The sequence below is a fragment of the Pseudaestuariivita sp. genome (assembly GCF_052825805.1).
This window is the reverse complement of the sequence record NZ_JBRBVB010000003.1, coordinates 354,390-368,741: the sequence shown is the minus strand read 5'-3', so window position 1 is coordinate 368,741 and position 14,352 is coordinate 354,390. Positions and strand designations below refer to the sequence as shown.

Sequence of the window (14,352 nt, the reverse complement as noted above, 5' to 3'; positions counted from 1 at the left end):
TTTCTAGCTCCCGAAAGCCGCCCGATCAGATGCTCGTGCAGATGTACTTCATCTCCATGAACTCTTCGATGCCGTGCCTGGAGCCTTCCCGGCCGAGGCCCGACTGCTTGACCCCGCCAAAGGGCGCGACCTCGGTGGAGATGAGTCCGGTGTTCACCCCGACCATGCCGTACTCGAGCCCCTCCTGCACGCGGGTCACCCGACCGATGTCGCGGGCGTAAAAGTACGAGGCCAGGCCAAAGATCGTGTCGTTGGCCATGGCGATCACCTCCTCTTCGGTTTCGAACTTGAAAAGGGGGGCGAGGGGGCCAAACGTCTCGTCCTGCGCGACCTGCATGTCCTGCGTGACGCCTGTGACGATGGTCGGCTCGAAGAACGTCCCGCCGAGGTCGTGCGGCTTGCCACCCACGATGATCTCGGCGCCTTTGGAGGTCGCGTCGTCGAGGTGCTCCTGCACCTTGTCGACGGCATCGGGGTTGATGAGGGGGCCGGTGGTCACGCCGTCCTTGAGACCGTCGCCGATGTTGAGCTTGGCCACCGCCTTTTTGAGCTTTTCGGCAAAGGTGTCGTAGACGCCGGCCTGCACGTAGATGCGGTTGGCGCAGACGCAGGTCTGGCCGTTGTTGCGGAACTTGCAGATCATCGCGCCCTCGACGGCGGCATCGAGATCAGCATCGTCGAACACGATGAAGGGCGCGTTGCCACCCAGCTCCATCGAGCATTTGAGCACTTGATCGGCGGCTTGTTTCAGCAAGATGCGCCCGACTTCGGTGGAGCCGGTGAAGGTGAGTTTGCGCACCGCGGGGTTCTCGCAGAACTCCTTCCCGATCTCCGAGGAGGACGACGAGGGGATCACCGAGAAGACGCCGTCCGGGATGCCCGCGCGCGTCGCCAGCTCCCCGAGGACCAGAGCCGAGAGCGGTGTCTCCTTGGCCGGGCGCGCGACAAAGGCGCAGCCTGCGGCGAGGGCAGGCGCTGCCTTGCGGGTGATCATCGCGTTGGGAAAGTTCCAGGGCGTGATCGAGGCGGCCACGCCGATGGGTTGGCGGATGACCGAGATCCGCTTGTCGGGCTGGTGGCCGGGGATGGTCTCGCCGTAGACACGCTTGGCCTCCTCGGCGAACCACTCGACAAAGGACGCGCCGTAGAGGATCTCACCGCGCGCCTCGGCAAACGGTTTGCCCTGCTCGGCGGTCAGGATGGTCGCTAGGTCATCGGCGCGCTCGTTCATAAGGTCGAACCATTTGCGCAGGATGTTGCAGCGCTCCTTAGCGGTCTTGGCGGCCCAGTCCTTTTGCGCGGTCTCGGCCTTGGCGATCGCTTCCCCGGCTTGTGCGCGCGACAGGTCCGCCACCGAGGCGATCACGTCGCCGCGCGCAGGGTTCGTCACGTCGAACGTGCCGTCTCCATCCACCCACGCGCCGGCGATGTAGCCTTTGGTCACCAGCAGAGACGGGTCGTTGAGGTGGGAGGCGAGGTCGGTGGTCTGGTCGAGCATGGGCGGGTCTCCTTCGCTGCCGGTCCCTGAGGGTACGCGCGGGACGGCAAATGTTTCCGTGCGGGACACCATCATGTGTGGCACATGCTTGTCCAGCCAAGGGTGGGAGACGTGCCGATGGACTACGCAAAGCTCGATCATGCGATCTTGCGGGAGACGGGCGCAGGTCAAAAGGCGTGGGACATGGCCTATGCCAACGGCGATTTCATCCCGAACGCCGCGGACTACATCCCGCGCTGGCAAGCCAAGGCGGCGGCGTTTGTCGCGCGGCAGATGGGTGGCGGGCGCGCGCAGATGGACTTGCCCTACGGGCGGACCGAGCGGTCGCTCTTCGATCTGATGCTGCCGGAGGGCACTCCAAAGGGCCTCGTGGTGTTCGTGCACGGGGGGTACTGGCTGCGGTTCGACAAGTCGGTCTGGACGCATCTCGCGGCGGGGCCGGTGCTGAACGGATGGGCGGTGGCCTTGCCGTCCTATGACCTGTGTCCCGACGTGCGCATTGGCGAGATTGGCCGGCAGGTCGCGCAGGCGATCTCCGTCGCGGCAGAGCACGTGGCCGGTCCCATCGCGCTCACCGGCCATTCAGCCGGCGGGCATCTGGTTGCGCGGATGATGGCGGCGGCAATACTGCCGGTGGCGGTTGCCGGGCGCGTCACCTCCTGCGTGCCGATCTCGCCGGTCGCAGACCTCGCGCCACTCATGCACACCTCGATGAACGCGGACCTCAGGATCGACGACGCCGAAGCGCGGCGCGAGAGCCCTGTGCACCTGGAGGATCGTCTGCCGGCGGACGTGACGGTCTGGGTCGGCGCGGCGGAGCGTCCGGTCTTTCTCGACCAGGCGCGGTGGCTGGCGGAGGCGTGGGACAGCGGGCTGCACATCGCCGAGGGCCGCCACCATTTCGATGTCATCGACGCGCTCGAAGATCCGGCGTCTGCGCTTTGCTGGACACTTCTGGGGCTGACGTGACGCAAACGGGCTTGCGCGTTGCCGCGAGACTCGCAAAGTAGGCGGGTCACAAACGAGGGATATCATGGACGGCACCGGGCCGCTGACATTTCAGGCGGAGAAGGAGCTTGTGCGGCGGTACTACGCGGCGCTTGATGCAGGCGGGGACACCAGCCCCTATTGCGATCCCCAGATGGTCTGGCGCGGGTTTCACCCGTTTGGCCTCATCACCGGCGCCGAGGCTGTGCGCGAGACGTTCTGGACACCGCTGCAAACCGCGCTGACGCCGCTGCAACGCAGGCTCGACGTGTTCATGGCTGGCCAGAACGAGATGGACGGCTTTGCTTCCGTCTGGGTCGTGTCGATGGGTCACCTGATGGGGCTTTTCGATGCGCCGTGGCTGGGCATTCCGCCGACCGGCAAGATCGCGATGCTGCGCTACGCCGCCTTTCACAAGATCGAGGGCGGGCGCATCGTCGAGGAGGCGATGTATTTTGACCTGCCGCACCTCATGGGTCAGGCGGGGCTGCGCCCCTTTGGTCCGCAGACCGCCGCCGAGCTGGTGCAGCCGGGGCCGATGACCCACGACGCGCTGATGTTCGACGTGCAGGACCCGGCGCTGGGCGAGGAGACGCTGGCGACGATCAACGCGATGGTGGCGGACCTCGGCACCTGGGGGCTTGGCCTGCCGCTCGAGGACGAGCTGCGCCGCACCTGGGCCGAGGACATGCTGTGGTGGGGCCCGACGGGGATTGGCGCCAGCTACACGATCAAGCGTTACGCCCAGCAGCACGCGGGCCCCTTCCGCGCCGCGTTCATGAACCGGGCCAAGACGGGCCACATCTGCCGCATGGCGGAGGGGCATTATGGCGCGTTCTTCGGGTGGCCGAACTTTACCGCCACGCATTTGGGCGGGTTCATGGGGATGCCGAAGTCCGACACGCCCGTCGAGTTTCGCGTGATCGACGTCTACCGCGCGGGCGGGGGCAAGTTGCACGAGAACTGGATTTTCATCGACCTGCTCCATGTCTGGAACCAGCTGGGCGTGGACCTGCTCAAGCGCACTACCCAGATCGGGCGCGTCTAGGCGCACGTGGGTTGGGGGCTCTGCCCCCCAACGTCGAAAATCAGGGGATTTTCGACGCCTCCCCCCGGGATATTTTTAGCCAGAAGAAGCTGGGGACCTGTGCCTTTGGGTCAGAGGTGGGGGAAGTAGTCCTCGCATCCGCCTTCGCGGTAGACGTCGGCGGTGCAGCAGTGCAGGCCGCCGCCGAAGGCGTAGGCGTCGCGCAGGTCGACCTCGACCACTTCCATCCCGAGCTTGTCCATTTGCTCTGCCTGGTAGACCTCGGATTTTTCTACGCAGACAGTTTTGGGATCGAGGACGAGCACGTTCATGCTGAGCCAGGTCGACGAGTAGCAGAGCGGCGGGGGCGTGTTGTGCGCGGGCTGAGCGGCGTCGACGATTTGCCAGTCGTTCTTTTCGAACATCTCGCGTTGGCCCTGCGGCAGGCGGCGCTGTGGGTTATTCAGGATCAGGCCCGGCCGCAGCGGCGTGAAGGTCGCATCGATGTGGATGGGGTAGGGATCGCCCGGAAAGTTCACCGCGTGTACGCGGTGGTCGGGGAAGTGGCGCCGGATCCACTCGATGCCTTTGAGGTTCGTCGTGAAGCCGTGCTGCACCACCAGGTCTTTGCCGAAGCGGAGCACGTCGGCGGCGTCGAAGAGGGGCTCTTCCTCGGTCGTGACGAAGAATTTCTCGGCGGTCCATTGCAGGCGCTTTTCGACGCCGATCTTCTCGCTGAGGTAGTCGTCGTGGTAGTCGGCATCCGTGAGGCGCGGCTTGGGCGCCGCCTCGTGGCGGAAGTTCGGGTCCTCCTCCCAGTAGCGCTGCAGGAGCGGGCGGTAGTTGAGATACTCGAACCACCGGCAGCGGTAGGACATGGTCGCCTCGAGGATCTCCGAGCCGACCGTCAGCAGCACATCGCGTGGCGGCATGCAGCCGAACTGGCTTTCTGTGTGGAAGTCGGGCGTCGTGGCGGGCAGGGAATGGTCGATGGGCGTCGGGCGGTCCACCTTGACGCCGCGCTTGCGCAGCTGGTCGGCGAAGGCGTCGAGGAGCTCGTTGGCGCGGTCGATCGTCTCCTGCGGGCGGCGCCCCCACTGGCCGCGCATGTCGCTGTCTTCGGGGACTTTGGCGTCGAGCGCGGGCTCTTCGGGCGGGATGTGACAATCGTCGGCCTTCCCCACGATCACGTGGCGGAGCGGGTCCCATTCGTTCCAGCTGTTGACGATGGTCTTTTCAGGCGTCCAGGTCATGGCGCGATCTCCTGCGAGAGGTGGATGTCCCGGCGTGCAGGAGGGTCTCAGCGGCAGGCAAACGCCCGGCGACGCCATCGCCCTTGGCCATATTGAAAGGGGTGCCGCGATGTCGCGCGCTTGTCAATTGCCGGGTTGGTTCGGGGTCTGTGTCAGGCGCGCGACGGGATCATCTCCGCCATGCGGGATGGACTGAAGAGACCGGTGTACCAGGCGCACCAGACGGCGGCGGCAGCGCCAAGTGCGTTCGCGATCACCACAGCAAAGACGACGCCAGTGAAGTCCAGCACCATCACGAGCGCCCACGCCAGTGGCAGGTACAGAAGGAACGTGCGCCCGATCGAGAGGGCCATCGAAATGCCCGCCTTGCTGCGCGCGTTCATCGCGGCATTGGTGCAGACAACCATGCCGTAGCCGGCCATGCTGAACCCGGCGATGCGCAGGTAGGTCTCGGTGTACTGCGCGGCCTCGCCGCCGTCGGTGATGAGCGCGGCGAGCGGTTCGGCAAAGACGGCAAGCGCGACGCCCATACCCAGACCGTAGACGAGGCAAATCCCCCAGGTCCACAGCACGCCGCTGCGCGCGCGGTCCTGCTTCTCCGCGCCCCAGTTCTGGCCGACGACCGGACCGATGCCCGCGCTCAACGCCATCATCGGCACGTTGGTGAGCGAGGTGATCCGTGTGCCTGCGCCAAAGCCCGCAACCGCCGCGCTGCCGACGGTGGCCACAGCGGCGGTGACCAGCGCCATGCCAGCCGGGTTGATGGCGTTGGAAAAGCCTGCCGGAAGACCGACCTGGAAGATGGTCTTGGTCGACGCCCAGAGCCCCTCCAGAGGATCAGAGCAAAGGGACAGCATCCCCTTCCGCCAAGCGTACCAGAGCGCCACGACCGCTGCGAGGCCGCGCCCGGCGCCCGTTGCGACCGCCGCGCCTTGCGTGCCAAGCTCGGGGAAGGGACCCACGCCAAAGATCAAAAGCGGATCGAGCGCGATGTTGACCACCGCCGCCAGCACCATGATCGCTGCCGACGATATGCCCGACCCATAGGCGCGAAAGACCGCGTTCACGATCATCATCAACACCAGGAATGGGAAGGAGAGCGCCCAGACCGGCATGTAGGCGGCGATCTCTTCGAGCGCGGCCTCCTCGGCACCGAGCGCCTGAAAGAGCAGCGGATAGAGCAGCCAGACGGCCACGGACATAAGCGCTGCCAAAAGAACGCCGATCCCGATGGCGTGCAGCCCGAGCCGGCGCGTGTGCTCTGGATCGTCCTCGCGCCCGAGCGACTGGGAGACCGCCGCGTTGGCACCTGCGCTGAGCCCGATGGCGAGCGAGGCGAAAGCCGTGGTGACCGGAAAGATGAACCCGATCGCCGCGAGCGGGGCGCCGCCCAGCTGCCCGAGAAAGTACGCATCCGCCACCCCCACCGACAGGACGGCAAAGATGCCGAAGGACATCGGGGCGGAGACGGCGGCAAGCGCCTTTGGGACGGGGCCTCGGGTCAGGCGGGCTTGGGAAGACATGAAGCGCCAACGCGGCACACCGGCCCCCGTTCCGCTTCCTTTTGGTCAGGCAATTTGCAAAACTGGACCAAAAGGGGGATGTAAAACGTCATTACATTCCCCATATATGTTGAAACACAACAACAATTTGGAGGGATGGATGTCGGATTTTGCCGGTCAGGTTCAGCAATCACAATCGCAGGTGGCCGAAGCGCAGGCCAAGATCACCGAACTGACGAGCCGGATCGAGACGGCCCGGCAAAAGATTGCAGCCGGTGAGAGCGCCGAGATCGACATCGAAAACGCCTCCCTCGAGGATGTGCACGCCCACACCGAGGTGATGAACGCCAACATCGCCGAGCTGATCATGGGGCTCGATGACATCACGGCCGGGTTCTCCAAGGACTTTGACGAGATGCGGTCCAAGACCGGATGGGAGAGCTTTGTCGGCTATTTCTCGAAGAGCCGCTCGGACGCGATGCGGCAGGAGCGCGTGCGCTCGGCCTCGATCGACGACAAGCTGCAAGACCTGATCTCGAAATCGGACGTGATCACCCGGCTGCTGCAAAGCCAGCTCGACGTGCTCAACACCCAAAAGGTGCAGGTGGAGGTCAACCTGACCGAGACGCTCGAAGAGCGCGAGGTGACCGTCGCCGAGATGGAACAGGTCAAGCAGGACATCCTGGCGCTCGACCCCAAGATCATCGCACTCGAGAACGCCATCGCGGTCGAGCAGGACGCGGCCAAGCGCACGGCGCTGGAGTCGGACCTGTCGGACGTGAACAAGCAGTATAATGCGCTTGTGCAGGACGAGCAGGTCAAGCTGGCCAAGAGCCAGACGCTCGAGCGGTATATCGAAAAGGGCAAGAGCTGGATCGACAGCCTGCAGAACCAGGCGGCAACACAGATGGTGCTGATCAACAAGCTGCAGACGGACACCAAGCAGCGCGTGGTGCTCTATGACGCGCTGACCAAGTCGCTCAAGACCGCACAGCAGCAGGACGTCGCGCACCGGATCAACGAGATCGGGGTGAAGACCGACCAGGAGGCGCAATCCGCCATGGCTGCCATCGGGTCGGCCACGAACGAACGCATGGCCTCGATGCTCGAAGCGCACGAGGACCACATGGTGTTCGCCCGCGAGGTGCTGGAGGCCAAGGCCAAGGCCGACGAACGCTTCGCCCGCCGCTTTTCGCAAGTGGTCGCGCTGCATGACAAGAATGCGTACGGGGGGTGACCCGGTGCCTGTACCAATCGTTAAGAGAAGCAAGCGCTGGGCTGAACGCTACGGTGATTTGGTCTGGGTTGGTATCGGTCTTGCGCTGTTTGTGCTGATGGTTGGGGCGCTTGCATCGGGATGGCACCTGGCGGCCATCGGGCTGATGTTTCTTGGTGTCGTCAGCTCTTCGATGCACCGCAGATTTCTTATATCGATCCGACAACTTCGCGGTTCGCGAGACCAACACGATGGTGCTGGTTTCCTAGCGGCGTTGCTTGATGGGCTTGGGCGATGAAAGAATTGTTTTGGCGCGAGGCCCCGGATCATGTCCGGGGCGTGTTCCGCTCCACCCGTCCCGGGCTTGACCCGGGACCTCTTTTCAACTCGCGACGAAGGATGGGGATCTAATGCTTCATCGACTTCCAATTTTTGTGGGTTTTGCGTTTCTCGTCGCTGCGTTTTGGACGCCGCTTTCGGTTGGCGCATTTGTCGTTGGCCTTGGGCTTTTGATTGTTGGACTTGTTGTCTTGATTGGCTGCCAAAACGTGGACGATCTCAAGGGAGATCGATACCAGAACGATACCGGCAGTAGTACATGACTGACCTTTCCGCCCTTACCGACCTTTTCGCTTCACGACGGTACTTTCGGAAGTTCGAGGGGATCACGCGGCATTTAGGCCGGGTGGCGGGGATGTTGCATGCGGAAGGAAGCCTCAGCCGGGAGGAGGTGGAGGCGCTGACTCGGTATATCTCTGCGCTGACGTTCACCTTTCGGGCGCTGTCGCTCAAGTACCTGCTGGTCGGGCGCGACACGGGGCGGTTCTTTGGCTCGCTTCAGATCGACGCCAAAGAAAGTGGCTTTCCGGTGATCACCGAGCTGATGACGATGGCCAATGACGCGGCGCAGGCCGGGGTGCATCTGCGGCAAGCGCCGACGGCGCATGTCCTGAAAGAGCAGATGGTGCAAAAGATCGTCGGCGATCACGAGATCCCGACCAAGCTGCAATTCGCGCTCTCGCAGCGGCTCTATTACGAGGAGCTCGCGCGTGGGGACCTCTTTTGGGCGCGCAACGATCCAAAGATCGTGTGGCTTGGTGGAAGCTCTGACCGGCGGCGCTTGCTGATCCACTGGGCAGTGTATGATAGCGAACTGAACCTCCCGGTGATCTATCTGATGGAATGTGAGGACACGGGCAGGACGTCGCTTTACGAAGATCAACGCCGCTGGCCGGAAGCGCAGGCGCATCTGATCGCGCAGTCGCTGGGTGGGCTCAAGCTGATGACGATTGCGCAAGGCTTTGACGAGGACTTTGACGATCTTCACCCCAAGCGCCTCCGGCGGTTTCATCTGGGGCCAATGTATTCATCAATGTATACGTCTCAGTCAGGGCCGTTGCTTGAAGTCCTTGCCAGCGCGCAGGCGCCGGAGGGGCAGGACTGGGCATTGGTGTGGACAGAAGAACGGCTCGAGACCGAGGCGCCGCGCACGGAGCGCACGGGCTGGTTCTCTTCGCGGGAGTTGCAGGTTTTCAAGCGTGATCCGTTTCGCGCGGACAGCGGCATGACGGCGATGGACCGTGCGGTGATCCTGCCGCAACGCCCCTATCAGGTGTTGGCGGAACGGCAGCCCGCCGGGTTTTCCAACGTGCGCAAGTTCGTGGTGAGCGGGCAGGGGCGCGTGCTGGACTACCGGTAGCGCGCCTTGGCCAGCCGGCCCTCCGGGGGGAGTTTACTTGGGAAGATGAAGCGCGGGAGCGGGACATGAGTTTGACGTCGGACCAGATGGAGCTGCGGGAGGCGGCGATCGTGGCGCATTACCCGGCGGCGCTCGGGATGCTGCGTGGGTTCGATCATGCGCCGCGGATTGCGTCGGTGGTGCCGCAGGTGACGCCGGAGCGGTCGAGCGGTCTGGGTACAAGACGGCGGTTTCGTACGACGACGCCGGGGCTGGTGACGCGGTCGACCGCGCGTCCCGAGGGCGTGGCTTTGATCGAGCGGATCGAGGGGGAGGATTTGGTCTCACCCGTTCAGGCGAGCGTGCTGAATGCGCTGCGCCGGGGGATCGCGATTGCGCTGGCCGTGGGCGAGCAGTTTGCCGAGCGGACGGAGCTGGCCGACCTCAAGCGCGCGAACCTGCAAGGCGCTTTGGGTGCGGACAAGAAGGCGGCCTTTGGTCAGCTCTTGACCGCTGAGGCGCTGGTGGTGGGGCATGTCTTTGCCAATGCGCTCGCCTACCTGTTGGCGCCGCACACAAGCGAGACGCAGGTCGAGTTGCCGGAGCCGGAGGAGGTCGTGACCGACAACGCGCAGGTCATGCTGCATGGATTGCTTTGGGAACTGGACGGTCTGTTCGAGACGCGCGCGGAGGACGATGCGCGGCTGGTGGCGGTGGCGACAGGCTTTGCCGAGGCGGTGATGGGCAAGATCGCGCTGCGGGCGCAGGAGGCGGCGCGGCTGGAGCCCTTCACGGGTGCAGCCTGGCGGATCGAGGCGGATGACCTGACGATCCGCGGCTTTGAGCCGGCCAGCAAGGCCAAGGCCAGCACGCTCACCATGACCTTCAAGAAACCGCACGAGGTCGTGGGCAATCACATTGCCAAGTACCAGGCGATGAAGCTCGCCAAGATGCTGATGGCCTATGACTTTGACAGGCGGCTCAACCCCTTTGCCGAGCTGGGCGGCTTCATCTTTACCTTCATGGGGGACGGCAAGCCGGGGACGGGCAAGACGACTCTGATCCAGATGATGGCGGGGCTCATCAACGAGTATTGCCAGGTGGCGGGGTATCCGTTTCGCTACCAGAACCTCAGCACGGACAACATCGACAGCTACCAGGGGAAGTCGGGCCAGAACGCCAAGGCGTTTATCAACAACGTGCTCGATCCGGGGGTGATCGGGTTCGGGACCATCGACGATATCGACCAGCTGGCGGGCAAGCGCGGCGATCGGCAGTCCTCAGCCGGGCAGCTCGAGATCACCGCCGTGCTGATGGAGAGCTTTGCGGGCGCGAACACCGTCGTGCGCGGGAATTGCACGTTCGGGATGTTCTCGAACTATCCCGAGAACGTGGACGACGCTTTGCGCCAGAGGGCGGGCGCGCGGTTCCTTGTGGACGGACCGCAGACGCGGGAAGACTACATCGACATCCTCGCGCTTTTGATGGGCAAGAACCACGACATCCCCGTCGGCGCGCACGATCTGATGAGCGCGCAGGAGATCAAGTCGGCGGTCGCCAAGTCCTTTGAGGCGCACAACCGCCCGGCTGAGGCGGGGCTGCTCGAGGTCTTTGACCGGGTGCATGGCGAGGTCGGCGAGCTCGATACGCTGGCCAAGATGGGGACCTACCTTAAGGCGATCCAGGCCGCCGATGAACGGTTTACCGGGCGCGCGATCAAGAACATCACCGACGCGGTGAAGGTGCGGGCGATGGACTTTGAACTGCCCGATGAATGGATGGAGCAGCCGGAGCTCTTCCTCTTTCAGCCCTATGAGCGGAAGAAGGAGATGATCGCCGAGCTGCGCGTGCCGATCACGCCCGAGATGGTGATCCAGGAGATCAACCGCTACGCCGACAGCGAGTTTCGGTATGCCGACAAGTCGGACGAAGTGGCGATCGAAGGGATGGTGCGCGACTTTGGAAGGCAGGAAGAGGCGAAGCGGCGGTATTTGGAGGGGAAGGGGTGAAAAGAACAGCGTTTTTCAAAGCCAATAATTTAGAATTTGCAAACCAGCAGTGGAGTTGGTGTGCCGTTAATCACAAGCGGAAAGTGGTCGTATTTGGTGCATTCGATCATAATACTGATGGTGACGACGCTATAATTCTTGATGAGGAATGGCAAATAGGGGCTTCTGGGCGGAAACAACCGGGCTATTCAGATGCCCTCTTGAAGATCGAGCTAATCGAAAATCATGGGTATCGCCTTGAAATATTCGATATGGTCCAAGGGCAAGAAGACCGAACAAGCTCGCCAAGCAAAATTGCTGAAATCGACGAAAGACTACGGCCTGCCGAGCTGATAAAAATTGGGCGACAATGGCATGCCTATAGGGTGGGCGCACTTTCGACATCAGCACCTGTCCAACAGAAGTACTTTCAGCCAACCTTTCCTGAGGGGCAAAGGAAGGAAATCGTTGCGAAAGCGATTGAAAGAAACCCAAAAGCACGAAAGGTCTGTGTCGATTATTTTGGACCAGTCTGTCAGGTTTGCGGCATAGATTTTTCAATAGTCTATGGCGAAATTGGTGATGGCTTTATTCATGTCCATCATCTGGACCCCTTGAGCTTAAGTGAAGGTGTTCGCGAGACGGATCCTGTGAAAGACCTGCGACCTGTCTGCCCGAATTGTCACGCAATGCTGCATAAGCAAAGTCCTCCTTATTCAATTCAAGAACTTGGGGAGAAAATGGCACAAGAAAAAACCCGCCAAGCCGTTGTGAACAGTTAAATCCATGCACCACCTGATCAAACGCGGCCTCATGTTTGGGAACCTGGTTCACGTCAGCACTCCGGCGCTCGTGGAGCGGTACAATCGTGCGCTGGAGCATTTGACGGGGAAGCGGACCGGCCTCACCGACTTTCACATCGACCTTTCGGGCTATGCGCCGGAGATTGGCGAAGAGCTGGGCGACCGGGCCTATCTCAACCACCACGGGGTCAACCGGCAGTTTATCCTGCTCACGCCTGAGCAGAAGACGGCGCCTCTTTTGGAGGCCAAGTTCTCCACCTCGCGCGACATTCTGAGGCGCTTCATCGAGGAGAACGAGGCGCAGCTTTTTGCGCTCACGGCGCGTGATGCGGTGGCGGGGGAGCTTGTGAACTCGGTCTTTCATGCGGACACGCCGGCGCGGCTCTTGGACTTGCGCAAGATCACGGTGGAGGCGGATACGACGCAAGGCACGGTCAAGGATGCGGACACACTCGCGGGGATGGTGGACCGGTTCATGGGCGAGGAGGACGCCTGGTTCGATGACGTTCTGATCGCGGAGATGATCACCGTGGCCAAGCGGACGGGCGACGTGACGCGCAACCCGGTGCGCCTGAGGGAGATGACGTTCGAGCAGCGCTCCTTCTGGACGGCGCTTTTTGGCGGGCTTTACGTCTTCCGCCAGGAGGGCGCGGATGCGGTGATCGGTGCAGAGGCGGAGGCGTATGACCTGCCGGTGCAGCACCAGATGACGCTGGAAGACCGCAACGCGATTGCGGGTTACCTCGCGGAGCACGATCTGGTGGAACCCATCGTCAAGGCGCGCGGCATCGATGCGGGCGCGATCCTGCGGCAGAAGATGGACTTTATCGTCATCGCAACGGCGGCGAGCCGGGGCGTCGAGGTCGCGCATGGCGACCGGCGTGCGCTGCGGCGGGTGACCCGGCAGGTGGCCGCCGACCTGCCCGAGGCGTGGCACGGCCTGCGCCAACTGCTCGCCTATGCCGAGGAGGGCGGACCGTGGCCGCACATCACCTCCGCGCATCCTGCGTATTTCCATTCGCTGCGCGCCTCCGACACGCCTGATGCAGCACTTGTGAACCAACTTCTTGCGGAGCTGGCTCCCGAAGACGTCCGGCAGCTCTATATCTGTCACAAGCCCGCCTTTTACGCCGCCTACGCGGCCTGGCCGGAGGACAAGCAAGCCTATGTGGCGGAATTCCTCGCAACCGAGTATCAAGTGGACAAGGCGGGCGTCAGGGGCCAGCTTTTTGGGTTCGAGGCGGCCATGGCAGAGCCGGAGGCTGCGCCGCGCCCCGTGCCGGGGCGCAAGCCGGTGCGCCGCCAGAAGGACGATCTGATCGCACGCGTGGGCCCGTGGGGCGCCGTCAGGAGGTAGGACATGATCTTTGCGATGGGGCGGCTGCTCTTGATCCTCTTTGTCGTTCTGACAATTGTCTACGTGTGCCTGTCGCTCTATTCCCGCCAGACGCGCCGCCGCAAGCTGGAGCGCGCCTGGGAGGAAGACGGCATGACCGGCGACAAGGAGCAGTGGGTGCGGCAGGGCCTCGAAGAGTACGACGGTTCGGTGCGCCGCAAGCTGATCCTGGGGGTCTATGTGGTCCCGGTGATCCTGATCGCGGTGATCTTTTACATGACAAACTTTGCCTGAGGGGGCGCGGCGATGATCTATGTGCGTTGGTTTTTGTTTGTGGTGTTCTGGGGGCTTGTGCTCTCGATCTTTCACTACACCCTGCCGCAGCGCGACATCGTGCGGATCGTGGACACGTTCGAGCAGCGCATCGACTTTGGTGAGAATTCGATCTTTTGGTCGAACCCCAATTCGGGCATGGCCGCGAATCCGGTGAACCGCGACGTGCTCTTTATCCAGACGGTCCGCGCCAATGGCCGGCCGATGGTCTACCGCAACGAGGACACCGGTTGGGGCTGGCCGCCCTATTTCAAGATCGACACGACCAACCTGCAGACCGAGGCGGCGGACCTCGTGTCCACCAAGGACGCGCCGCAGTGGGTGCTGATGACGCATTACGGCTGGCGGAACGAGTTTCTGACGATCTTTCCCAATGCCGTCGGGGTGCGCCCCATCGCAGGGCCGGACGTCGGCAAGCCTGTGCCGTGGGTCAACATCATCGTGATCGGGCTTTTTGTGATGCTGGTCTGGGCGATCTGGGCGCGCTGGCGCCGGTTCAAGCGCAACCGGATCGAGCCGGCGCTCGATGAGCTGGGCGACGACCTTTACATGGCGCGCGAGAACGCTCGCGAACAAGGCCGCGGCATCCGCAACTGGTTCCGCGGGAAGAAGGCATAGGGCGTTCGGCAGTGCCCACCTTACACAGATGCGGTGGGAATACGGCGCGGCATGCAGCGCGGCGCTCGATCTCTGATTGCAGTGCCCACCTTACTTTGCGGGTTTCGGTTCTC

At 63.1% G+C, this 14,352-nt stretch carries 12 protein-coding genes; 9 read left to right on the top strand and 3 right to left on the bottom strand.

Translation table 11 applies throughout. From position 1 onward, the window contains the following. Positions 1-25: 25 nt before the first annotated feature. Positions 26-1,498, bottom strand: coding sequence for an NAD-dependent succinate-semialdehyde dehydrogenase (locus tag ACU0B3_RS06090; RefSeq protein WP_446259937.1), 1,473 nt, complete (start codon positions 1,496-1,498; stop codon positions 26-28). A gap of 183 nt (positions 1,499-1,681) precedes the next feature. Between ACU0B3_RS06090 and ACU0B3_RS06085 the strand changes: the two genes are divergently transcribed. After that, positions 1,682-2,467 carry an alpha/beta hydrolase gene (locus ACU0B3_RS06085; RefSeq protein ID WP_446260204.1) on the top strand — a complete coding sequence of 262 codons (786 nt, stop codon included), beginning with the start codon at positions 1,682-1,684 and terminating at the stop codon, positions 2,465-2,467. Positions 2,468-2,531: 64 nt separating this feature from the next. Then, positions 2,532-3,533 (top strand): ester cyclase, encoded by a 1,002-nt coding sequence (locus tag ACU0B3_RS06080; RefSeq protein WP_446259936.1) that lies wholly within the window; start codon positions 2,532-2,534, stop codon positions 3,531-3,533. 110 nt (positions 3,534-3,643) lie between these two features. Here ACU0B3_RS06080 and ACU0B3_RS06075 read toward each other — a convergent pair whose 3' ends face one another. Continuing rightward, the gene (locus tag ACU0B3_RS06075) at positions 3,644-4,765 is read right to left on the bottom strand and encodes a serine/threonine protein kinase (RefSeq protein WP_446259935.1); all 1,122 of its coding nucleotides are present in this window, start codon (positions 4,763-4,765) and stop codon (positions 3,644-3,646) included. Positions 4,766-4,917: 152 nt separating this feature from the next. After that, on the bottom strand, positions 4,918-6,288 hold the full coding sequence (locus ACU0B3_RS06070) for an MATE family efflux transporter (RefSeq protein ID WP_446259934.1): 1,371 nt from the start codon (positions 6,286-6,288) through the stop codon (positions 4,918-4,920). Positions 6,289-6,427: 139 nt separating this feature from the next. On the opposite strand from ACU0B3_RS06070, the gene ACU0B3_RS06065 reads away from it, so the two are divergent. From ACU0B3_RS06065 to ACU0B3_RS06035, 7 genes are all read left to right on the top strand, one after another. After that, positions 6,428-7,504 carry a hypothetical protein gene (locus tag ACU0B3_RS06065; RefSeq protein ID WP_446259933.1) on the top strand — a complete coding sequence of 359 codons (1,077 nt, stop codon included), beginning with the start codon at positions 6,428-6,430 and terminating at the stop codon, positions 7,502-7,504. 577 nt (positions 7,505-8,081) lie between these two features. Next, complete coding sequence (locus ACU0B3_RS06060) at positions 8,082-9,182, top strand: hypothetical protein (protein ID WP_446259932.1); 1,101 nt, start codon at positions 8,082-8,084, stop codon at positions 9,180-9,182. Between the two features lie 65 nt (positions 9,183-9,247). Beyond that, positions 9,248-11,170, top strand: a complete 1,923-nt coding sequence (locus ACU0B3_RS06055) for an ATP-binding protein (protein WP_446259931.1) — start codon at positions 9,248-9,250, stop codon at positions 11,168-11,170. Continuing rightward, positions 11,167-11,931 (top strand): HNH endonuclease, encoded by a 765-nt coding sequence (locus ACU0B3_RS06050; RefSeq protein WP_446259930.1) that lies wholly within the window; start codon positions 11,167-11,169, stop codon positions 11,929-11,931. Before ACU0B3_RS06055 ends, ACU0B3_RS06050 begins: the two co-directional genes overlap by 4 nt. Before the next feature lie 4 nt (positions 11,932-11,935). After that, complete coding sequence (locus ACU0B3_RS06045; RefSeq protein WP_446259929.1) at positions 11,936-13,309, top strand: DUF6638 family protein; 1,374 nt, start codon at positions 11,936-11,938, stop codon at positions 13,307-13,309. Positions 13,310-13,312: 3 nt separating this feature from the next. Then, entirely contained in the window at positions 13,313-13,582 is a 270-nt protein-coding gene (locus tag ACU0B3_RS06040) for a hypothetical protein (RefSeq protein WP_446259928.1), read from the top strand. Between the two features lie 12 nt (positions 13,583-13,594). After that, positions 13,595-14,239 (top strand): DUF1523 family protein, encoded by a 645-nt coding sequence (locus tag ACU0B3_RS06035; protein ID WP_446259927.1) that lies wholly within the window; start codon positions 13,595-13,597, stop codon positions 14,237-14,239. The last annotated feature ends 113 nt before the right edge of the window (positions 14,240-14,352 follow it).

Excerpts from the sequence above, each read along its gene's own strand:
- ACU0B3_RS06090 (WP_446259937.1), bottom strand. The coding sequence starts at position 1,498 with ATGCTCGACCAGACCACCGACCTCGCCTCCCACCTCAACGACCCGTCT.
- ACU0B3_RS06085 (WP_446260204.1), top strand. The coding sequence starts at position 1,682 with ATGGCCTATGCCAACGGCGATTTCATCCCGAACGCCGCGGACTACATC.
- ACU0B3_RS06080 (WP_446259936.1), top strand. The coding sequence starts at position 2,532 with ATGGACGGCACCGGGCCGCTGACATTTCAGGCGGAGAAGGAGCTTGTG.
- ACU0B3_RS06075 (WP_446259935.1), bottom strand. The coding sequence starts at position 4,765 with ATGACCTGGACGCCTGAAAAGACCATCGTCAACAGCTGGAACGAATGG.
- ACU0B3_RS06070 (WP_446259934.1), bottom strand. The coding sequence starts at position 6,288 with ATGTCTTCCCAAGCCCGCCTGACCCGAGGCCCCGTCCCAAAGGCGCTT.
- ACU0B3_RS06065 (WP_446259933.1), top strand. The coding sequence starts at position 6,428 with ATGTCGGATTTTGCCGGTCAGGTTCAGCAATCACAATCGCAGGTGGCC.
- ACU0B3_RS06060 (WP_446259932.1), top strand. The coding sequence starts at position 8,082 with ATGACTGACCTTTCCGCCCTTACCGACCTTTTCGCTTCACGACGGTAC.
- ACU0B3_RS06055 (WP_446259931.1), top strand. The coding sequence starts at position 9,248 with ATGAGTTTGACGTCGGACCAGATGGAGCTGCGGGAGGCGGCGATCGTG.
- ACU0B3_RS06045 (WP_446259929.1), top strand. The coding sequence starts at position 11,936 with ATGCACCACCTGATCAAACGCGGCCTCATGTTTGGGAACCTGGTTCAC.
- ACU0B3_RS06040 (WP_446259928.1), top strand. The coding sequence starts at position 13,313 with ATGATCTTTGCGATGGGGCGGCTGCTCTTGATCCTCTTTGTCGTTCTG.
- ACU0B3_RS06035 (WP_446259927.1), top strand. The coding sequence starts at position 13,595 with ATGATCTATGTGCGTTGGTTTTTGTTTGTGGTGTTCTGGGGGCTTGTG.